Genomic DNA, 21904 nt, shown 5'->3' on the forward strand with positions numbered 1-21904 from the left:
GCAGGATGTACGACCTGCTGGGCTGCATGCCCACCATCCCGGGCGCCATCGGGGCGTTCCGCCGGCAGGCGGTGCTGGAGGCCGGCGGGATGAGCGAGGACACGCTGGCCGAGGACACCGACATCACCATCGCGCTCCACCGGGCGGGCTGGCGTGTCGTCTACGCCGAGCACGCCCGGGCCTGGACCGAGGCACCCGCCTCGCTGGGGCAGTTGTGGCGTCAGCGCTACCGCTGGAGCTACGGCACCATGCAGGCGCTGTGGAAGCACCGCCGCTCCGTCACCGACCGGGGGCCCTCCGGGCGCTTCGGCCGGGTCGGCATGCCACTGGTCGTCCTCTTCCAGATCGTCACCCCGGTGTTCGCGCCGCTCATCGACGTCTTCACCCTCTACGCGATGATCTTCGTGGACTTCAAGGCGTCACTGCTCGCCTGGCTGGCGATCCTGGCCGTGCAGCTGCTCTGTGCGGCGTACGCCTTCCGGCTCGACCGGGAGAAGTACCGGTATCTGCTGATGATGCCTCTCCAGCAGCTCGCCTACCGGCAGTTGATGTACCTCGTGCTGATCCACTCCTGCGTCACGGCGGCGACCGGCGGCCGACTGCGCTGGCAGAAGCTGAAACGCACCGGTGAGGTGGGCACGCCCCACGTGGGTGCCTCGTAGTGGCGGGGACGCACCGCAGGACGGCGGCCGCGCCGTCCCGCGCGGCTGCGGCAGGGACCGGCCGGGACCGTTCCTTCGATGTGCTGCGGGCCGTGGCGCTGGTCCGGGTGGTGACGTACCACACCTTCGAGTGGCCGTGGCTGGGGTACGTCTTCCCTTCCATGGGCGTGATGTTCGCGCTCGCCGGGTCGCTCATGGCCCGCTCGCTGAAGCGGCCCGCGGCGGGGGTGCTCCGCGGCAGGCTGCGGCGGCTGCTGATCCCGGTGTGGCTGTTCGGCCTGGTGCTCGGGGTGGCGATGCTGCTGCACGGCTGGGTGCCGGGGCCGGACGTGCTGCTCTGGGTGCTGCCGGTCGGTGATCCGCCCGGCAACGCGTGGGGCGAGCAGGCCTGGGCGGTGCTCTGGTATCTGCGCGCGTATCTGTGGTTCGTGCTGGTCTCGCCGCTGCTGCTGCGTCTCTTCCGGCTCGCCCCGCTGCCCGTGCTCGTCCTCTCGCTGGTGCCCGTCGTGGTGCTGGAGACGGTGAACGGGGTGCCGGACGGCCGGGTGGGGAGCGCGCTGAGCGACGCCTCGGTGTTCCTGTTCTGCTGGCTGCTGGGGTTCGCGCACCGCGACGGTGTGCTCGACCGGCTGCGCGCCCCGGGCACGGTGGGGTTCGCGGTGCCGCTGATGGCCGCCGGCGCCTGGTGGGCCGCGGGGCACCCGGCGGAGGGGTCGTACGACCTGGACGACATCCCGCTCGCCCAGGCGCTGTGGTCGGCGGGGTTCGTGCTGCTCCTGCTGCGCTTCCGGCCCCGCTTCGACGGACTCGTACGTCACCGGATGGCCGACCGGGCCGTCACGGTGTTCAACGCCCGTGCGGTGACGGTCTACCTCTGGCACGAGATGGCGCTGATGGCCGCGGTGCCTCTGATCGACCTCATGTGGGAGGTTCCGGCGCTGGAGCGGCATCTGCCGCTGGACAGTCTCTGGTGGCAGTTCGGTGTCGCCTGGGTGCTGATCGCCGTGGCCGTGGTGTGCTTCGGCTGGGTCGAGGACGTCGCGGCGAGACGGAAGCCCCGGCTGCTGCCGTGAAGGCCCGGGGGTGTGCGGCGTCGACGTCCGTACACCCCCGCCGAACTGACGTTTCGTCAGTCCTCGTGGCCCAGCTGGAGGTCGCGTTCGGTGCGACCGCCTCCGGGGAGCTGGAGCACGGTGGCGACCGGCGGATAGCCGGCGGCGATCACGGTGTACTCGCCGGTCGACAGGTCCACGAACCGGAAGGCCCCGTCGGAGCCGGTGGTGAGGGTGTCGACCACGTTGCCCGCCGCGTCCAGCAGCGTGACCCTGGCGTCCTCGACGGCCCGCCCGCCGGGGGCGCGTACGACGCCGCGCAGCACGGCACCGCCCGCCAGCTCGATGTCCTGCCGGGTCTCCCGGGCGGCCTGCACGCTGACCGGGAGGGCGGCGGGGCGGAAGGCGGGGGCGCTGGCCGCGAGGGTGTATTCACCGGCGACCAGTTCGCTGATGACGTAGGCGCCTTCGCGTCCCGTGCGGGTGGTCGCGACGACCTCGCCCCGTACGTCGGTGAGCGTGACCGCCGCGTCGCGGACGGGGGCGCCGTCGGGTGTGAGGACCGCTCCGGCGAGCCGCCCCGCCCCGCCGAGGACCACGTCCAGGTCCACCGGCCGGTCGCTGACGGTGACGCTGACGGCCTGCGGCTGGTGTCCGCCCGCCGCGGCGATCAGCACATAGGCACCGGCCGCGGGGGCGCTCAGCGCGTACTGTCCGTCGTCGCCGCTCGCGCCCCGTCCGACCTGCCGTCCCTGGCCGTCGATGAGGGTGAGCGCGGCCCGCCCCACGGTCGTGCCGTCGGGGTGCTGGACACGTCCGCACACCGGGAGCCCGGGGAGCGGGCCGGGCTGCGGGGGGCCGGGGTCGGTGCGGGCGGCGGGGATCGTGGAGTGCGCCGCGGCCGGGTCGGGGGCCGTCTGCGGGGTGTGATGGGACACCAGCGGTTTCTCCTTGAGGAAGAAGGCGAGGAAGAGGCCGAGCAGAAGCACCGGCACCAGGTAGAGGAAGATCCGCGGCATCGCGTCGGCGTACGCCTGGATGTAGGCGTCGCGCAGCGCGGGCTCCATCGTGTGGACCAGCTGCGGGGTGATCGACTCGGCGTCGGGCAGGTCGGCGCCGGAGGGCAGCCGCACCCCGAGCGCGTCCGCGAGCCGTCCCGCGAAGAGGGTGCCGAAGATCGCGGCGCCGACGCTGCCGCCGATCTGCCGGAAGTAGTTGTGGGCGCTGGTGGCGGTGCCGAGGTCGGAGGGGCGTACGGAGTTCTGCACGGCCAGCACCAGGACGGACATGACGAGGCCGATGCCGATGCCGAGGACGGCCTGCCAGATGCCGTACTCCAGCGGCGAGGTGTCCGTGTCGAGGAGGGAGAGCAGCCACATGCCGACGGTCGACACGGCTCCGCCGATCAGCGGGTAGACGCGGTAGCGGCCGGTGCGGGAGACCAGCTGCCCGGAGATGACGGAGGCGATGACGATGCCGCCCATCATCGGGAGCATCAGGAGCCCCGACTCGGTGGCGGACACGCCCTCGACCATCTGGAGGTAGGTCGGCAGATAGCTGGCGGCCCCGAAGAGCGCGACGCCGACGACCGCGCCGACCAGGGAGGTGACGTTGAAGACCGAGTCGCGGAACAGCCGCAGCGGGATGACGGGTTCGGCGGCGCGGTGCTCGACGACGAGGAAGAGCAGGGTCGTTCCGGCGGCCCCGGCGGCGAGCCCCAGGATGGTCCGCGAGCCCCAGGCGTACTCGGTGCCGCCCCAGCTGGTGAGCAGCACCAGGCAGGTCGAGGCGGCGGCCAGCAGCAGGGCACCCAGCACGTCGAGTCGGGGGCGGACGGTCGGCTTGGGCAGCTTCAGTACGAGCGCGATGACGGCGAGGGTGACGAGGCCGAACGGCACGTTGATGTAGAAGCACCAGCGCCAGGAGGCGTGGTCGGTGAAGAAGCCGCCGAGGAGGGGGCCGGCCACGGAGGCGAGGCCGAAGACCGCCCCGATGAGGCCCATGTAGCGGCCCCGCTCCCTGGACGGGACGATGTCGGCGATGATCGCCTGGACGCCGATCATGAGTCCGCCGCCGCCGATGCCCTGGACGGCGCGGAAGGCGATGAGTTCGTCCATGGTGCGCGACCAGCCCGCCAGGGCGGAGCCGATCACGAAGACGACGATCGCGAACTGGAAGACGCCCTTACGGCCGAAGAGGTCGCCGAGCTTCCCGTAGATCGGCAGGCCGATCGTGGAGGCGAGGAGATAGGCGGTGACCGCCCAGGACATCTTGTCCAGGCCGTGCAGCTCGCCGACGATCTTCGGCAGTGCGGTGGCGACGATCATCTGGTCGAGCGCCGCGAGCAGCAGGGTGAGCATCAGCCCGAGGAAGACCAGCCGGATCCGGCGGGGGCTGATCTCGTCCGGAGGGGCGGGCGGCCCGGCGGCGGACGGTGGAGGGGGCGGCTCGGACTTCACCGCGACACCGGGCTCCACCCAGGTCCCGGGCACCCCGTACTCCGTGCCTCCCGGCTCGTCCTCCACCAGAGTGATCCCACCCACCACGTGACGCTCCCCTCGTCGCAGCTGCGCCGCCCATTTCTCGCATCAGGCGGCAAGGCGGGGCAAACGCGACCGGGCGCACGAAGGGCGCACTCAGAGGGCTTATGCGCCGGTGGGAGGCGTTACGGCGCACAACCGGCCACCCCGGAAAACCACTCGTTCCGGTGAGGCCGGCCGTGACGCCAACAGCTGGTGGAGCGGGGTTACTTCTCGACCTCGGTGGCGAGGTTCTGCAGCAGTTCGTCGTAGATCCGGCCGAGCCCCTTGGGCGCGAACGTCCTCTCGAAGAATCCGCCGATGCCGCCGGCGCCGTCCCACACGGTGGTGACGACGGCCTTGGACCTGCCCTCACCGGCCGGGGTGACGGTCCAGGTGGTGACCATCGAGGAGTTCCGGTCCTTCTCGATCAGCTGGCCGTCGGTGGGCTCGGTGACCTCCAGCAGGCAGTCGCGGACCCGCTTGCTCGTCGCCTGGAGCTTCCAGTGGACGAGGGTGCCTTCGCCGTCTCCGCCCTCGCGTACCTCGTACTCGCTGAAGTGCCCGGTCAGCACCTTGCCCCGGACCTCCTTGTAGTCGGCCAGCGCATCGAACACCGTCTCTGCGTCCGCCGCGATGATCCGCTCTGTCGTGGCCTCGACCTGCGCCATGCCTGCTCCTCCACCACTCGGTTGTACGGGGTGCTGTGAGCCAACCACCTCGGGTACGGCCCTTCAAAATCGGGGCCCGCGGTCCGCCGCGCACGATCAAGGGAACACATGTTCTATTCTCTGCGGAGTGCTACCAAGGAGGCGTTCATGCGCTGGGACAATCTGGCAGAGAACACCACAAAGGCGGGTAACGGTGCGCTCTTCGCCGCGGACGCGGTGACGACGCGCACCTTCGACACCCCGGAATTCCGGGGCATCACCTTCCATGAGATCCGGGCCCGCTCGATCGTGAACCGGGTGCCCGGGGCCTCCCGCATGCCGTTCGAATGGACCGTGAACCCGTACCGCGGCTGCACCCACGCCTGTGTGTACTGCTTCGCCCGCAAGACCCACAGCTATCTGGACCTGGACACCGGCCTCGGTTTCGACTCCCAGATCGTCGTGAAGGTCAACGCCGCCGAGCTGCTGGGCCGCCATCTGGCCTCGCGCCAGTGGCACGGCCAGCACATCGCGATGGGCACGAACGTCGACTGCTACCAGCGGGCGGAAGGCCGCTACCGTCTGATGCCCGGCATCATCGCGGCCCTGCGCGACCACGCGAACCCGTTCTCCATCCTCACGAAGGGCACGCTGATCCTGCGCGATCTCGACCTGCTGCGGCAGGCCGCCGAGGTCACCGAGGTCGGTGTCTCCGTCTCGGTCGGCTTCACCGACCCCGAGCTGTGGCGCACGGTCGAGCCGGGCACCCCCTCTCCCGAGCGCCGCCTCGACGTGGTCCGCGCCATGACGGACAACGGGATCGGCTGCGGTGTGCTGATGGCCCCGGTCATCCCCTTCCTCGGCGACCACCCCGACCAGCTGCGCGCCACGGTCCGCGCCATCGCCGCCGCCGGGGCGACCTCGGTGACCCCGCTCGTCCTGCACCTGAGGCCCGGCGCCCGCGAGTGGTTCATGCAGTGGGTCGCGCAGCACCATCCGCACCTGGTGCGCCGGTACGAGCGGATGTACGCGGACGGGGCGTACGCACCGACCTGGTACCAGCGCTCCATCACCCGCCGGGTCCACGAGCTGGCGGCCGAGTTCGGCATCGGCCCGGCCGACCGGGGCGGCGCCCGCCGCATCGACCGCGGGACCGAGCCGGCCCCGGCGGACGGCCACGCGCCCGGCCCCACCCAGCTGACCCTGCTCTGACCGCACCGGTCTCCCTGCCCGAACGGGTCAACTCTCGGCGCCGGGTGTCCTGCCCTGCCCCGATCCGGGAAGCATGCGGCGGGGCTGTGCCACCCACAGCCGCGTTCCCCGACCCGGGAGGCCCTATGACGAAACGTGCAGGAATTCTGGTCGCCGTCGGCGCCACGGTCGCCGGACTGGTGACCGCCGCGCCGTCCACCGCGTCCACCCCGTCCGCCCCGTCCGCCGGGGCGGGTCCGGCCGCCCAGGCCGCCGCAGCGCCGCTCAAGTGGACCGGCTGCGGGACGAAGTCGTATCCGGCCCTGCAGTGCTCGACCGTCCGCGCGCCGCTCGACCATGACAACCCGTCGGGTCAGCAGGTCACCCTCGCCCTGTCCCGGATCCCGCACACGGCGAAGACCTCGCAGGGCCCCCTGCTGGTCAACCCCGGCGGCCCCGGCGGCAGCGGGCTCTCCATGGCGGGCTTCGTGGCCGCCTCGCTGCCCGCGAAACTCGCCGCGCAGTACGACGTGATCGGCTTCGACCCGCGCGGGGTCGGGAAGAGCACCCCTGCCCTGGACTGCGTACCGAAGTACTTCGAGCCCGTACGCCCCGACACCGTGCCGGACTCCTACGAGGCGGATAGGACCGCGCGGAACCGGGCCGCCTCCTTCGCCACCGCCTGCGGCGAGAAGCACGGTGACCTGCTGCCGTACATGGACACCGTCAGCGCCGCGAAGGACCTCGACGTCATCCGCCGGGCCCTCGCCGCCCCGCAGATCAACTACTTCGGTTACTCCTACGGCACCTACCTGGGCGCGGTCTACGCCAAGCTGTTCCCCGAGCGCGTGCGCCGCCTGGTGCTGGACTCGGTCGTCGACCCGGACGGCGTCTGGTACGAGGACAACCTCGGCCAGGACCACGCGTTCGACGCCCGCCACAAGGCCTTCGCCGCGTGGGTCGCGAAGAACGACGCCACGTACAAGCTGGGCAAGGACCCGGCCGGCGTCGAGGCCGCGTGGTACCGGATGCGCGACGCGGTGAAGGAGCACCCCGCGGCGGGCAAGGTCGGTCCGGCCGAGCTGGAGGACACCTTCCTGCCGGGCGGTTACTACGACGGCTACTGGCCGCGTCTGGCCGAGACGTTCGCGGCGTACGTGAACGACGGCGACCAGGAGGCCCTCGCGACCGCGTACGAGGACTTCGCCGCCGTCGACAGCAGCGGCGACAACGGGTATTCCGTCTACGCCGCCGTGCAGTGCCGCGACGCGGGCTGGCCGCGGACCTGGAGCACCTGGCGCAACGACACCTGGCAGGCGCACCGCAAGTCGCCCTTCATGGCGTGGAACAACACCTGGTACAACGCCCCGTGCGCCACCTGGCCGGTGGAGCCGCTGGAGCCCGTGCGGGTCGACAACGACGCCATCCCGCCCGCGCTGATCTTCCAGGCCACCGACGACGCGGCCACGCCCTACGAGGGCGGTGTGACCATGAGCCGCGGGCTCAAGGGCTCGGGCCTCGTGGTCGAGCAGGGCGGCGGCAACCACGGCATCACCCTGAGCGGCAACGACTGCCTGGACGCCCACCTGGTGGACTACCTCACCGACGGCACCCTCCCGAAGCGCGGCGGCAGCGGCGCGGACGCGGTCTGCGACGCCCTGCCGGAACCGAAACCCGCACCCGCCACGAAGGCGGGCGCGAACATGAAGGGCAGGACACTGCACGGCCTGCTCGGCTTCCGCGGCTGATCTCCGGCCCATCTCCGGCTGAGAAATGCCGGGCCCGCACGCCGGGGGCGTACGCCAGGATGGACCGCGTGACCCCACGCCCCACCCCCGCGTACGCCCCCGGCGTGCGCATACGCGCGATGACCCTCGACGACTGCGCCGCCGTCGGGGAGATCCGGGTGCGCGGCTGGCAGCGCGCGTACGCCGGGATGATCCCACAGGCGTATCTGGACGCGATGGACACCGGCCGTGACGCCGAGCGCCGGCGCGCGTACCTCACGGCGGAGGGCGGCCCGGTGAACCTGGTGGCCGAGACCCCGGACACCACGCTGACCGGCTGGGCCTGTTACGGCCCCTGCCGCGACGGAAGCGCCCGGCCGGGGAGCGCGGAGCTGTACGCGCTCTACGCGCACCCCGACCACCTCGGCACGGGCACCGGACGCGCACTGCTGACCGAGGTGACCGCGCGGGCGCGGGCTGACGGATTCGCCGGGATGGCGCTCTGGGTGCTGAAGGAGAACACGCGGGCCCGGCGCTTCTACGAGCGGGCCGGCTTCCGGCCGGACGGGCCGGAGGAGACCTTCGAGGCCGGCGGCGCCATGATCCCCGAACTCCGGTACGTACGCCCGCTCACCCCGCCGGCGATGTCGCCTGACATCCAGCCGTGACGCACCGTTGACAGTCCGTCGCCCACAGCGAACCATGCGTAGCGGGGGATCACCGCAGCTGACTCGACCCGTGGGGGGCACATGTCAGAGGGGCTGTACGGATGGCTTGTTACCGCTGTCGCCGAATTCGGCAGGGCGTCCAAGATCAAACTGTTCGGTGGGGGCGGCCCGGAAGCATCGATACGCGGCCCGCTCGAGGCCCTGCTCAAGGCTGTCGGTGAGCGGCATCAGCAGCACGAAGTCAGCTGGCACGACGAGTACTCGCTCCCGGACCTCGGCGTCCGGCCCGACTACGCCGTACGGGCGGGCGGTGAGCTGACGGGCTATATCGAGCTCAAGCGGGCCGGTCTGTCCGTGGATCCCAATACGTTCAACAAGGCGAACAAAGAGCAGTGGGAGAAGCTGCGGAACCTCCCCAACGTGCTCTACTCCAACGGCACCGAGTGGCGGCTGTTCCGCGACGGACAACAGCTCGGCGAGACGGTCTGGTTCAACGGTGCGCTGAAGAGTGCGGGCAAGGCACTCTCCCCAGCCGACCCGGCCGCCTTCGACGCACTGCTCAAGGTCTTCCTCAACTGGAAGCCTCCCGCAATCTCCAACGTATCGCGGCTCGTTCAGCACATCGCCCCTCTGTGCAGGCTGCTGCGGTCGGCCGTACTGGAACAGTTGGCAGCCGAGCGCAGGTCCTCCGCCGCCGACGACGACCTCCGCTCCAGGCCGTTCACCGGCCTCAAGAACGAGTGGCGCAGACGGTTGTTCCCCTCCGCCGACGACGCCACGTTTGCGGACGGCTACGCACAGGCCGTGACCTTCGCACTCCTGCTCGCGCGCTCCGAGGGCCTCCTGGTGGAGGATGCAGGTCTCCATGACATCGGTCGGCGCCTCGACGCCGATCACGCCCTGATGGGCAGGGCATTACAACTGCTCACGGACAACGTCAACGACCGCTTCCGGGTGACGCTCGAACTGCTCCAGCGCACGATCACGGGCGTGGACTGGCCTGCCATCCGGGCCGGCAACCGGGATGCCTACCTCCACCTGTACGAGCACTTCCTCACGGTCTACGACCCCGCCCTGCGCCAGAAGAGCGGCTCCTACTACACCCCCCACCAGGTCGTGGAGGAGATGGTCCGGCTCACCGAGGACGTACTGCGCACCCGCCTGGGTCGGCCGACCGGCTTCGGTGAGGACGACGTACGCATCGTGGACCCTGCCATGGGGACGGGCACGTATCTCCACACGATCATCGAGCGGGTGGCGGAGCAGGCCGCCGACCGCTACGGCCCCGCGATGGCCCCCGACGCCATCGCCCGCCTCGCCACGCGTCTCTACGGTTTCGAGCTGCAGATGGGCCCCTACGCCGTGGCCGAGCTCCGCGCTTCGGACCTGCTGAAGCGTCACCGCGCGCCGGTGCCGGAAGACGGGCTCAACCTCTATGTCACCGACACCCTCGACAACCCTTTCGTCGATGAGGAATACCTGTACTCACACGACGCGTTGTCCGCGTCCCGGCGGCGGGCCAATCGCATCAAGGCGAACACCCCGGTGACCGTCGTGATCGGAAATCCGCCGTACGACGACAAGGCAGAGAGCCGTGGCGGCTGGGTCGAGAAGCGAAGCGGCAGCCAGGAGCCGCCGCTTCTCGATGATTTCCGGCTGCCCGGGAACGGCCGGTATGAGCACGTACTCAAAAACATGTACGTCTATTTCTGGCGCTGGGCCGCCTGGAAGGTGTTCGACGCCCATGACGCCGACCGGCACGGAGTCGTCTGCTTCATCAGCCCGTCCGGCTGGACGACTGGCCCCGGCGGACGCGGGATGCGGGAATACCTGCGCCGGACGTGCGACGAGGGCTGGGTCATCAACCTCTCTCCGGAGGGACAGCGCGCGGATGTCGCCACACGAGTGTTTCCAGGTGTGGCGCAGCCGCTGGCCATCTGCATCTTCGTCCGCAAGGCGACGGTTGAAGGTGGCGAGCGCCGCACGGCACGCGTGCATTACCGCTCAGTGGCGGGCAGACGCGACGGGAAATTCCGGCAGTTACGCACCATCGAGCTGGATGACAAGGGCTGGAGGGACACGCATGCCGATGGGGTGCGGCCCTTCACCCCCTCGACCCAGTCGGGATGGGAGGAGTTCCCGGCACTGGACAGCGTGTTTCAGTGGGGCAGCCCTGGCGTCAAATCGAACCGGTCCTGGGTCAGCAGCCCATCGCCGGAAACCCTGCGGCGGCGGTGGGTACGCCTCGTACGCGAGACGGACTCACAGAGCAAGGCAGAACTCTTCAAGTCCACCCGCGACCGCACGTTGAACGACAAGAAGGAGCCACTCCCAGGCCAGACGCACCAGTCACGCGCAATCGAGCACGAAACCAAGCTGCAACCGCAGTTGGTCCGCACGGCGCTGCGCAGCTTCGACAGACAGTGGCTCATCTCGGACAACCGCGTTCTTGACTACCCGCGCCCCGACCTCTGGGCCGCGCTTCAACCCGACCAGCTCTTCCTCAACCAGCAGTCGTCGCACGAGATCGATTCGGGCCCGGCCATCGTGGCCACCCATCTCCTGCCTGACACGCACCACTTCAACGGCCGTGGCGGCCGCGTTCTGCCTGTCCTCCACCCCGACGGCTCCCCCAACGTCACAGACGGCCTCCTCACCTACATGACCCACGCGATGGGTGGGAAGCCGGTGACAGTGATGGACCTCGCCGCGTACACCGTCGCTGTGACCGGCCACAGCGCATTCACCGAACGCTTCGCCGAAGACCTGCTCACCCCCGGAGTACGTCTACCGCTGACCCGTGATCCGGAATTGTGGCGCAGAGCCACGGCGGTCGGCAGAGAGCTTCTCTGGGCCTCGACCTACGGGGAGCGCTGTGCCGCCCCCGATGCGGGCCGGCCCTCCGGAGCGATCGAGTTCCCCTCCGGGGATGAACGGCAGGTTCGCTACCTCACCCATATCGGCAGCAGCGTTCCGGAGCGCATGAGCTACGAGGCCGAGGCGCAGACCCTGCGCGTGGGCGACGGCACCTTCGCGCCTGTGCCTGAAGCGGTCTGGGCCTATCACGTCGGCGGCATGAGGGTCGTGAACAAGTGGTTCGGCTACCGCAAGGCGAAGCCCACCAGCAAGCGGACGAGTCCACTGGACGACATCCACGTCGAGAGCTGGCCGCCGGAGTGGACCAAGGAACTGATCGAACTGCTCTCCGTGCTCCGCCGCCTCACCGATCTCGGCCCCGCACAGTCCGAACTCCTGACGGACATCCTCGCCGGCCCCGTGGCCACTCACGCCGAGCTGACGGCGGCCGGAGTTCTGCTCGCCTCGGAGACCGGCCGAAAGCCGCGCTACCGTCCGGTGGACGGACTGTTCGCGGCAGACGTTCTCACATGACGGCGAGGGGTCAGGCCGGGCGCTGTACGGCGCCGCTCAGGGCCTCGTCGAAGGTAACGGACCCCTGGGCGAGCAGTCGGACGGCCAGTGCGAGGTGCGGTGCCGTCGTCTCGTGTGCCTCGGCAAGCCGGACCACCTCGCTGAGTCGCCGTTCCGACGACTCGCACAGGCGCCGGTAGTGAACGGCAGCCCCGAGAGCGGTGGCGGCTAGCCGGCCGTCTCGTCGCTCGATCAACTTCAGCCAGTTCAGCAGCGGCTCATCACGCTGGACCTGCCCGGCATCGATCCCTCGCGCGACGGCAGCTTCCGCATCGGCCGTGCCGCTGCCCGGATCGCGTTGGGGAGTGGTGACCAGCTCCGCGAGCAGCCCCCACTGCGCATCGGTGAGGTCTACATGGGGTAGAGGGGCGGAAATTTGCATGCCCACATGCCTAGCACATGGTCTAGATGCCTCGCTCTGTGCCGGGTTTTCACAGAGGATTGTCCGCGGCACGGGCGTAAAGTGGCCCAGTTCACACATAGCGCCGTAGCCCGAGAATCCGGCTGTCGGACCAGCCCTGCGAATCAGGCCCACCCGTCCCCGCCGATCGATTACCGTATCCATGCGGACATACGGACAATCCGCCTGATCAGGCCGCTACGGCGCTCCACGGATCGGCCGACTGCAAGGACCAAGGACCAGGGACCGACGTGCACACGACTCCCCTCAGCCCCGAGGACCCCGCGGAGCTCGGCGGCTTCGAGCTGCTCGGTCGGATCGGTCACGGAGGTATGGGGCAGGTCTTCCTCGGCGAATCGCAGGGCGGCGAGCCGGCGGCCGTGAAAGTGATCAAGCCGACCGTGGTGGACTCCGAGTCGCGGCAGCGTTTCGCGCAGGAGATCGAGATCCTCAAGACGGTCTGGGGTCCGCGCATCGCAGCCTTCCTCGGCGCGGATCCCGAGGCGGAGCAGCCCTGGCTGGCGACCGAGTACGTGGACGGTCCGGATCTCGGCAAGCACGTCACGACGCACGGCCCCCTGCCGTCCCTCCTCGTCGCCTCACTCGGTGCGACGCTCGCCGAGGCGCTGGCCTCCGTGCACACCCAGGGGCTGCTGCACCGCGACCTCAAGCCGGCGAACATCCTGCTCGGCCCCAACGGCCCCAAGGTCATCGACTTCGGACTCGCCGTCTTCGCCGAGTCGAACGTGTCGCTCACCGCGCCCAACCAGGTGGTCGGCACCCCTGTCTGCATGGCCCCGGAGCAGGCGGCCGGTGTCAAGCCGCTCACCGGCGCGGTCGACGTGTACGCACTCGGTGCCCTGCTCCTGTACGCGGCGACCGAGCACTACCCGTACCAGGGGGCGACCCCGTTCATGGTCTTCCACAAGACGACCGACCCGAACACCCTCCCCGACCTCACCGGTCTCCCCGCCGAGCTCACCCCGCTGCTCACGGCGATGCTCGCCCAGGACCCCACGGAGCGACCGGCACTTGCCGAGGTGGTCAGCCGCTGCCGGGCGGTCATCGAGGCGCAGGGCATGAAGGTCGCGCAGGCCCGCCGCAAGTTGACCGCGTACACGGCGAGCACCGCACCCCAGAACATCGTCCCCGAGCCCCTGCCCACGCCCACCGTGCCGCCGACGGTGCCTTTCGCGGACCTGCACACGATCACGGCTGCCGAGCCCGCACCGCAGCCGCCGGAGCCCACGGTGGAATCGCCCACTGCCACCGTGCAGGAACCCCAGCCACAGCCGGTGGCCCCGGCCCCGAGCACACGCCGCCGCGCGCCCGCTCCCCGCACTCTGCGCCACTCCGCTCAGGCCCGCCGGACCGCCGAGCAGCTTCGCAAGGCCTATGCCGCGAAGACCCCGTTCTGACCGACGGACGCGGGGAGCACCGCACCCTGGCACCACAGCCACACCACCATCACCATCCAGGAGGCCGCGGGTGACCGCCGACCAGAGCACCACCACCACGTCGAGCGACAAGGACGCCCAGTACCCGCCGGGCGCCCAGATCCTCGTACGCGACGAGGTGTGGCTCGTGCGGACCACCACTCGCACCGAGCATGACGGCGCCCGGATCGAGGCCGTGGGCGCCTCGGAGTTCGTACGCGACCGGGAGGCGGTCTTCTTCACCGAGCTGGACCGTGTCGAGCTGATCGACCCGCGTGAGACCGAGCTCGTCCGCGACGACTCTCCGAACTTCCGCCGCTCGCGCCTCTTCCTGGAAGCGGTACTCCGCAAGACGGCGCTGCCCCAGTCGGAGCGCGGTCTGGCGTTGGCTGACCAGTTCCTGATGGACGCGCTCCCCTATCAGCAGCGCCCGGCCGAGCTTGCCCTCTCCGGCCGCAACCTGCGTCCCCGCCTCCTGATCGCGGATGTCGTCGGTCTCGGAAAGACGCTGGAAATCGGGCTGACCCTCGCGGAGTTGATCCGCCGGGGCCGCGGTGAGCGCATTCTCGTCGTAACCCCGCAGCACGTCCTCGAACAGTTCCAGCACGAGCTGTGGACCCGGTTCGCGATTCCGCTGATCCGCCTTGACTCGGTGGGCATCGAGCGCATCCAGCGTGAGATCCCGGCCGGCCGGAACCCGTTCACGTATTTCAAGCGCGTGATCGTCTCCGTCGACACCCTGAAGAACACCGACCAGTACAAGCACCACCTGGAGCGGATCAACTGGGACGCGGTCGTCATCGACGAATCGCACAACCTCATCAACAAGGGCTCCCTGCGCAACCAGCTCGCCCAGATCCTCGCCCCGCGCACCGACGCCCTGATCCTGGCCTCCGCGACCCCGCACAACGGCAACGCCCGCTCGTTCGCGGAGCTGATCTCCCTCCTCGACCCGGCAGCGATCCGGGACCCGGAGAACTACCGCGCCGACGACATCAAGCACCTGTTCATCCGGCGTACGAAGGTCAGCCCCGAGGTCCGCGACCAGATGAAGGGCCAGTGGGCGGACCGCGGCCCTTCACAGTCCGTCCGCTGCTCCGCCACCCCGGCGGAGGAGAAGATCTTCGAGGAGCTGGCCGAGGCCTGGCTCCCGGCGGACGGCCGCCCGTCGGTGAGCGATGTTCCCCTCTTCCCCTACACGCTCCTCAAGTCGTTTCTCTCCTCGCACGCGGCGTTGAAGGCGACCGTCGCCGCGCGCATCAAGACGTTGGAGAAGAAGAACGCCCCCCAAGGCACGGCGGCCGAGATGGCGGCGCTGTATCGACTCCAAGAACTCGCGGCCGGGATGACGGAGGCCGACTCGGCGAAGTTCGCCGCACTCGTCGATCAGTTGAAGGCTGTCGGGGTCGGCCCGAAGTCGGACGCGCGCGTCGTCGTCTTCTCCGAGCGTGTGCAGACCCTGGAGTGGCTGCGCACCGTCGTACCGGCAGCGCTCGGCTTCCGTACCGGCAAGACCGCCGAAGCAGCCGCCCGCGTCATGCACGGCGGGCTCTCCGACGAGCAGCAGATGCAGTGCGTGGAGGACTTCGGTCTCGCCGACACCCCCGTACGCATGCTGTTCACCGGTGACGTGGCCTCCGAGGGTGTCAACCTGCACCGCCAGTGCCACCAGCTCATCCACTACGACGTGCCGTGGTCGCTGATCCGTATCGAGCAGCGCAACGGCCGTATCGACCGCTACGGGCAGGCACACCAGCCACAGTTCCGCGCACTGATCCTCACCAGTGAGGTGGAGGGCGCGAAGGACGACACCCTCGTCGCCGAGCGCCTGCTGGACCGTGAGGACGAGGCCCATCGGGCCCTGGGCACGGCCGAGGCGGTGTCCGGGCTCTACCGGGCGGAGGCCGAGGAGAAGTCCCTCATCCAGGACCTGCTGCGCGGCCGCACGGTCGACGAGTCGCTGGCCGCCCACAACGCCTCCTCGGCCGACGACGACGCGGGCATGGACGACTTCCTGGCGGACTTCTTCGGTTCGGTGGGGGACGCGGCTCACGCGGAGTCGGACGGTTCGGATCCCGCGCAGGCCGGGCACGGCGGCGGAAGCGTGCCGCAGGCGCGCGTCCCCCGGCTGTTCACCTCCACCCGCGAGTTCTTCGACGAGGCGCTGCGCGAGGTGTTCCCCGACGCACAGGACCGACTGGATCTGTCCATGGACCAGGAGTCGGGCCTGATCTCGTTCCGGCCGCCCGCCGACCTCGTCCACCGCATGAAGGCGCTCCCGCTGGACTACGTGCGCGAGCAGCGTCTGCGCGAACGCCTCCTGGTGACGCTCAACCGCCGCCTGGCCGAGCACTCCCTCCAGCGGGCCCGGGAGTCCTCGACGTCGAGCTGGCCGGAGATCTCGCTGCTCACGGAGCTGCACCCGGTGGTGGAGTGGCTGACCGACAAGGTCCTGGTACGCCTCAACCGCCAGGAGGCGCCGGTCGTCACGGCGGCGGTCGACCGGGCGACGTACCTCGTCCAGGGCATCTACTCCAACGCGCTCGGCCGACCGACCGTCGTCAAGTGGATGGCGGTCACCGGTGACGGCGCGGTCGACGACGACATGGTGGCCGTCCTGCAGCGCGCCGGAGTGGGCCCGTCGATGGCCAACCCGATGCAGGCGCACGACACCGCACGTTTGCGCGAGGCGGTCCCGGACGTCCTGCACGCCGCGGAGGCGTTCCTGGAGGAGCACCGCGAAGCCTGGGACGAGCCGCTGCGCAAGCCCATCGAGGAGTACAAACTGCGGCTGGGTGAGTGGAAGCAGCCGACCCTCGCGGAGGGCGGCGCGTCACTCGCGGGCGACCACGCGAAGGAGCGACTCGCCTCGCTGGCCGACTCGCTCCTCACCACCGGCCGCCCGATGCTGCGAGTCCTGGCCGTCCTGGCACCGACGGCGTCATGAACCCCGCCGCCGCACCGGCCTCCGCACGCCGGTCATCGCCCCTTCTTCCCTCCGCCTCCCGTTCCCGCGAAGGTTCTGACTCATGACGTACGACTCCTTGATGAACCGCGGTGAGTACTTCTCCGCGCACTATCTGGCCGAAGTACTGCCCAAGGACCTCAAGTCCGGGCTGCTCGCGGAGTGGAAGCAGCGCGAGGACGAGGCGGCGGACGCGCTGAAGGCCGCCGCAGAGGAGTCCGGCGCCGAGGCGGAGCCGGCCCCCGATGCGCTGCCGGTCACTCCCCGAGCGGGGTTGCGCGCCCTGCGCCGCCCGTACTTCCGGGCCCGTTCGTACTTCGCCCTCGGCGGGGAGCACGCGACCACGGAGTCTTCGGCGGTCCCCTCGGTGAGTGACGACGACACCGTCACGTACGCGTCCCCGGAGTGGCGGGAGCGCGTACGCGCGCTGAACGCGGACGTCCTGCGCGCGCTCGGTTTCGACGCCAAGCCGCGCACGATCACCGTGGAGCGGGCGGAGCAGTCGTACGAGGTGCGGGTCGCCCACTACGAGAAGGACCTCGTCGCCCTGGACTGCGGCTGGGCCGCAGAACCGGACGCCGCCCTCGACCCGAACGGTCCCGGCCGTCTGCTGGAACAGCTGGCCCTGGACGGCCAGCACCGGGTGACGACCGGCTCCAAGCTCGCCTCGTTCCTCTTCGCCTGCGAGGACGCCCCTCGCTATGTCCTGCTGCTGGTCGGCGGTGTCGTCGTCCTCGCGGACCGTGCCGCTTGGGGCGAGGGCCGGTACCTGGCGCTGTCCCTGGACGCCGCCCTGGAGCGCAACGACACCAAGGCCGGTGGCGAGCTCGACACCGTGGCGGCCCTGTTCGGCGCCGACTCGCTCCGTACGCCGGAGGAGGGCGGCGAGAACCCGCTCGCCGGACTCGTCGACAAGTCGACGAAACATGCGGTCGGCGTGTCCAGCGAACTCCGCGACGGCCTGCGGATCAGCGTCGAGCTCATCGCCAACGAGGTCCTGGAGCGCCTGCGCGAGCAGGGCGTCCGCCCGGAGGACGTCAAGGAACTCCCGGAGCTGGGCCGCCAGCTGACCCGCGAGTCGTTGCGCTTCCTCTACCGCATCCTGTTCCTGCTGTACGCGGAGGCCCGCCCCGAGCTCGGCATCCTGCCCTCCGACTACCCCGAGTACCAGCAGGGCTACGGCCTGGCCCGCCTCGGCGACCTGGTAGCGGAACAGGACCTGGTGGACGAGAAGTCCCGCCGCGGCTTCTATCTGTACGAGTCCCTTGACCTGCTCTTCCGCAAGGTCCAGGAGGGCTACCGCCCGCGCCGCACCCACGGGGCACCTTCGTCCCCTGCGGCGAAGGCGTCCGAGGACCTCGGTCTGCGCTTCGAGCCCCTGCACTCCAAGCTGTTCGAGCAGGAGTCCATCAAGCTGATCGGCGCACGCGCCGTCCCCGACCCCCGCCACGACGCGGACGAGCCCGGCTCGGAACGCTTCCTGGACACCCGCCTGCGCAACGCCACCCTGTACCGCGTGCTGCGCCTGCTGATGCTCACGCGCGGAAAGCGCAAGGAACGCGGCGGCTTCATCTCGTACGCCCAGCTCGGCATCAACCAACTCGGCGCGGTCTACGAGGGCCTGATGTCGTACAGCGGCTTCGTCGCCGGCGAGGAACTGTACGAGGTCGCGAAGAACGGCGACCCGAAGGACGGCTCCTGGCTGGTCCCGTCCTCGCGGGCCGACGAGTACGCCGACTCGGTGTACGTACGGGAGCGCGACGAGTACACCGGCGAGGAGCGGCGGATCCGCCACGCCCCGGGCTCGTTCGTCTACCGCCTCTCCGGCCGCGACCGCCAGACCTCGGCCTCGTACTACACCCCGGAGTCCCTGACCAAGGTCACCGTCCAGCTGGCGCTCCAGCACCGCCTGGACCAGGACGACACGGTGACTGAAGCCCGGGAGATGCTGGACTGGAAGATCTGTGAGCCGGCGCTGGGCTCGGGGGCGTTCCTCAACGAGGCGATCAACCAGGTGGCGGCGGAGTATCTGCGGCGCCGTCAGGACGAGTTGGGCGTCGCGATCGATACGGAGAAGTACGCCCAGGAGCTCCAGAAGGCGAAGGCGTACATCGCCCTGCACAACTCCTACGGCGTCGACCTCAACGAGACGGCCGTGGAGCTGGCCGAGGTGTCGCTGTGGCTGAACACGATGCACCCCGGCATGGAGGCCCCGTGGTTCGGCCTGCACCTGCGGCGCGGCAACTCGCTGATCGGCGGACGGCGTGAGGTGTACGGCCCGGAACGCCTGAAGAAGGGCGGCTGGCTGGGCACCACCCCGGAACGCTTCCCACTGGCGGACGCGGTGACCGGTGCGGAGCTCCCGGAGGGGGCGGTGCACCACTTCCTGCTCCCGGCGAAGGAGTGGGGCGCGGTCGCGGCCGAGAAGGAGGCCAAAGCGCTGGCGCCCGAGGCGGCGAAGACGCTGGGCGCGTGGCGGAAGGCGATCACGAAGTCCCCGAGCGCGAAGCAGACGGCACGGTTGCAGGGGCTGGCGCGGCGGGCGGAGTACCTGTGGGGCCTGGTGGTGCGCCGCCTGGAGATCTCGGAGCGGGACATCTCGCGCCGGATCGACGTGTGGGGTGCGGAGGAGGGCTGGCTGCGGTCGCCCGAGGTCGCGGTGCAGAGAGAAAAGGTGCTGGCGGACCTGGAGGCGGTCGACACCCCGTACTGGCGGCTGAAGACGCTGATGGACACGTGGTGCGCGCTGTGGTTCTGGCCGGTGCAGGAGGCTGCGCTGCTGGACGGCTCGGCCGAGCAGTACGCACGGCCGGCCGAGGTCGCGGGCGTGACGGCGGACCACGAGTCCGGTGTGCTCATGTCCTGGGAGACGGACGACCTGTTCGGCGAAACGACGGACTCGCGTGAGCTGACGCGAGAGTCGGTGGAGCGCCGACGAGGTACGGGCCGCCGGAAGGAGCAGATCCGGGAGCAGCGGCGACCGGTGATCCCCCTGGCGGCGCTGGAGGACTGGCTGGACTTCGCGGAGTCGCTGCTGGGCACGCAGGAGGTTCCGTCGGACTCGCTGGTGGCATCGTTCGCGACGCTGGACGAGCTGGAACCGTACGAGGACGCACTGCCCGAGCTGATGGGAATGGATCGGGCGCACTGGCTGGAGAACCGATTCCTGTGGGTGGCGGTTGCGGCGGATGTTGCGGCGCGGCAGGGGTTCTTCCACTGGGAGCTGGAGTACGCGCAGGTGTTTGCGCGGGGTGGGTACGACTTGCAGGTGGGGAATCCGCCTTGGGTTAGGCCGCGGTGGCAGGAGGATCTGGTTCTGGCGGAGCTGGAACCGTGGTTCGCGCTGACCGAAAAGCCTAGCGTGACGGATTGGAGATCACGAAAGGGAGATACGCTCAAGGAAACAACGAGGGCACGCCACTATTTCCTGGAAGAGCTGTCTTCCAACATTGGAACCCTATCGGTTCTGAGCAATTCCACGATGTATCCCTTGCTCACTGGAACCCAACCAGACCTGTACCGAGCCTTCATGTGTCAAGCGTGGTCGAACCTACACTCCACAGGGATGGCTGGACTCATTCACCCGGACTCACATTTCGCAGGGATCAAGGAGAAAACTCTCCGAGGGGCGACCTACAGACACCTACGCCTTCATGCACATTTCATCAATGCAAAACTGCTATTCGATATTCACGATCGCATTGAATATGGAATCCACGTGTACGGCGCAGGGCGAGCACCAAACTTCATACACGCAAGCTGGCTCTTCACAGCCGAGACTCTCAGCGGGTCCCTCTCACACAATAGCTCCGGCCCGACCCCTGGCATGAAATATAACCAGAATTGGGACATTCGCTCGCACGGGGCGCGGCTGATCCATGTAGACGAACAGCAGTTGGCGCAGTGGAATAAGCTTTCAGGCGAAGACGGCGTCCCCGACTTGGAGGCCGCGCTCCTGTACCCCGTTACTACCGACGAGCAAGGAGCCATTGCGGCACTGTCTGCCGTGGCGGAACGTGTCATACGCCATAAACCGGCCATCAGTCCCGGCTATCACGAAAAGAAGGCCAAGGAAGATGGCCTGATCAGATGGGACACAAACCAGCCGACCACCCTGGATCAGGTAATTCTACAGGGCCCTCATTTCGCAGTCGCAACTCCATTCAACAAGCAACCCAATATCCCATGCCGCCACAACCAGGACTATTCACCCTGGGACCATCGGACCATCGCTGCCGACGTCGTACCCCACACGAATTACGTACGCGCAAGCGACCTCGTTCGATACCAGGACGCGCAAGACATGTGGAATGGCCGTCGACACACAGAGTATTATCGATTGGCTTGGCGAATCATGATTCCGCTCGCCAACGAACGAAGCTTGTTCGCTGCACTTATCCCTCCGGGGCCATCACATATTCACGGCGTGCACTCAATGGTGCTCCCGAGTAATCTCCTCACGGTCCTAAATTCTGGGTTTTGGGCGGCCCTCCCGCTGGATTACCTACTTCGCATCACGGGCCGCGCCAATCTGATGACTGGCGAGGCGCTCAAGATGCCTGCGCCTACCTCCAACCACCCGCTCGCCGCCCCCCTGCTCCTCCGCACTCTCCGCCTCAACTGCCTCACCGATGCATACACCCCCCTCTGGGAAGAGCTGTACCACCCCACCTGGCCCGGCTACGAAGACTGGGCCAACCCGGTGTGGCCCAACCTCGCCCCCCTGGCGACTCCCCTCACGTCTACCTGGCAGTACGACACCCCCCTCCGCACCGAATACGAACGCCGCGCCGCCCTCGTAGAGCTCGACGCGCTCGTCTCCGTCTGGCTCGGCATCACCGCCGATCAGCTAGTCGCGATCTATAAGTCCCGCTACCCCGTCCTCTCCGACTACGAGTCCGAGATGTACTTCGACGCCCGCGGCCGCAAAATCGCCCGCAACCACAACACCCACGGTCACGGCCAGACCAAGCAGGACTACCTCGACCTCCTCGACCACCTGGCCTCCCCCGCCACCACCCCACCCCCCGCCGGCTACACCGCCCCCTTCTACAAGGCCGACCGTGAAACCGAAATGCGCGCCGCTCACGCGCACTTCCAGGCCCGCCTGGATGCCGAGATCGCCGCAGGCCGCTGGTCCCCGCCCGAGCCGGCCCTCACCCCGGAAAGCGCGCCCGTGCCGGAATGACAGGACCGCTGCCCCAC

General features: G+C 69.2%; 12 protein-coding genes. 9 read left to right on the forward strand and 3 right to left on the reverse strand.

Going from position 1 to position 21904, the window contains the following annotated elements:
- Together JKV81_RS32700 and JKV81_RS32705 are read left to right on the forward strand one after the other, a co-directional pair.
- A partial coding sequence (locus JKV81_RS32700; protein WP_202079247.1) for a glycosyltransferase family 2 protein occupies window positions 1-662 on the forward strand: 662 nt, incomplete at its 5' end.
- The gene (locus tag JKV81_RS32705; protein WP_202079249.1) at window positions 662-1735 is read left to right on the forward strand and encodes an acyltransferase family protein; all 1074 of its coding nucleotides are present in this window, start codon (window positions 662-664) and stop codon (window positions 1733-1735) included. The genes JKV81_RS32700 and JKV81_RS32705, both read left to right, overlap by 1 nt.
- A gap of 56 nt (window positions 1736-1791) precedes the next feature.
- On the opposite strand, the gene JKV81_RS32710 is transcribed toward JKV81_RS32705, so the two are convergent.
- Together JKV81_RS32710 and JKV81_RS32715 are read right to left on the reverse strand one after the other, a co-directional pair.
- The gene (locus tag JKV81_RS32710) at window positions 1792-4260 is read right to left on the reverse strand and encodes an MFS transporter (RefSeq protein WP_202079251.1); all 2469 of its coding nucleotides are present in this window, start codon (window positions 4258-4260) and stop codon (window positions 1792-1794) included.
- A 200-nt stretch (window positions 4261-4460) separates the two neighbouring features.
- Window positions 4461-4904 (reverse strand): SRPBCC family protein, encoded by a 444-nt coding sequence (locus JKV81_RS32715; protein WP_124275686.1) that lies wholly within the window; start codon window positions 4902-4904, stop codon window positions 4461-4463.
- A 147-nt stretch (window positions 4905-5051) separates the two neighbouring features.
- On the opposite strand from JKV81_RS32715, the gene JKV81_RS32720 reads away from it, so the two are divergent.
- The 4 genes from JKV81_RS32720 to JKV81_RS32735 all read left to right on the forward strand — a co-directional run bounded on the left by JKV81_RS32720 (window position 5052) and on the right by JKV81_RS32735 (window position 11859).
- The gene (locus JKV81_RS32720; RefSeq protein ID WP_129266440.1) at window positions 5052-6095 is read left to right on the forward strand and encodes an Rv2578c family radical SAM protein; all 1044 of its coding nucleotides are present in this window, start codon (window positions 5052-5054) and stop codon (window positions 6093-6095) included.
- A gap of 125 nt (window positions 6096-6220) precedes the next feature.
- Window positions 6221-7822 carry an alpha/beta hydrolase gene (locus tag JKV81_RS32725; RefSeq protein ID WP_202079253.1) on the forward strand — a complete coding sequence of 534 codons (1602 nt, stop codon included), beginning with the start codon at window positions 6221-6223 and terminating at the stop codon, window positions 7820-7822.
- Between the two features lie 59 nt (window positions 7823-7881).
- A complete protein-coding gene (locus tag JKV81_RS32730; RefSeq protein WP_202079255.1) occupies window positions 7882-8469 on the forward strand; it encodes a GNAT family N-acetyltransferase in 588 nt (195 codons plus the stop codon).
- Window positions 8470-8550: 81 nt separating this feature from the next.
- Window positions 8551-11859, forward strand: coding sequence for a type ISP restriction/modification enzyme (locus tag JKV81_RS32735; RefSeq protein WP_202079257.1), 3309 nt, complete (start codon window positions 8551-8553; stop codon window positions 11857-11859).
- A 10-nt stretch (window positions 11860-11869) separates the two neighbouring features.
- On the opposite strand, the gene JKV81_RS32740 is transcribed toward JKV81_RS32735, so the two are convergent.
- Window positions 11870-12280: a hypothetical protein gene (locus tag JKV81_RS32740; protein ID WP_202079258.1), complete on the reverse strand. Its 411-nt coding sequence runs from the start codon at window positions 12278-12280 to the stop codon at window positions 11870-11872.
- A 269-nt stretch (window positions 12281-12549) separates the two neighbouring features.
- Between JKV81_RS32740 and JKV81_RS32745 the strand changes: the two genes are divergently transcribed.
- The 3 genes from JKV81_RS32745 (at window position 12550) to JKV81_RS32755 (ending at window position 21887) form a co-directional block, all read left to right on the forward strand.
- Window positions 12550-13716: a serine/threonine-protein kinase gene (locus tag JKV81_RS32745; RefSeq protein WP_129266436.1), complete on the forward strand. Its 1167-nt coding sequence runs from the start codon at window positions 12550-12552 to the stop codon at window positions 13714-13716.
- 70 nt (window positions 13717-13786) lie between these two features.
- Window positions 13787-16681 carry a DEAD/DEAH box helicase gene (locus JKV81_RS32750; protein WP_307820651.1) on the forward strand — a complete coding sequence of 965 codons (2895 nt, stop codon included), beginning with the start codon at window positions 13787-13789 and terminating at the stop codon, window positions 16679-16681.
- 82 nt (window positions 16682-16763) lie between these two features.
- Window positions 16764-21887, forward strand: a complete 5124-nt coding sequence (locus JKV81_RS32755; protein WP_202079262.1) for a class I SAM-dependent DNA methyltransferase — start codon at window positions 16764-16766, stop codon at window positions 21885-21887.
- Window positions 21888-21904: the final 17 nt, after the last annotated feature.

This window comes from Streptomyces silvae, from assembly GCF_016745505.1.
GTDB lineage: Bacteria > Actinomycetota > Actinomycetes > Streptomycetales > Streptomycetaceae > Streptomyces > Streptomyces silvae.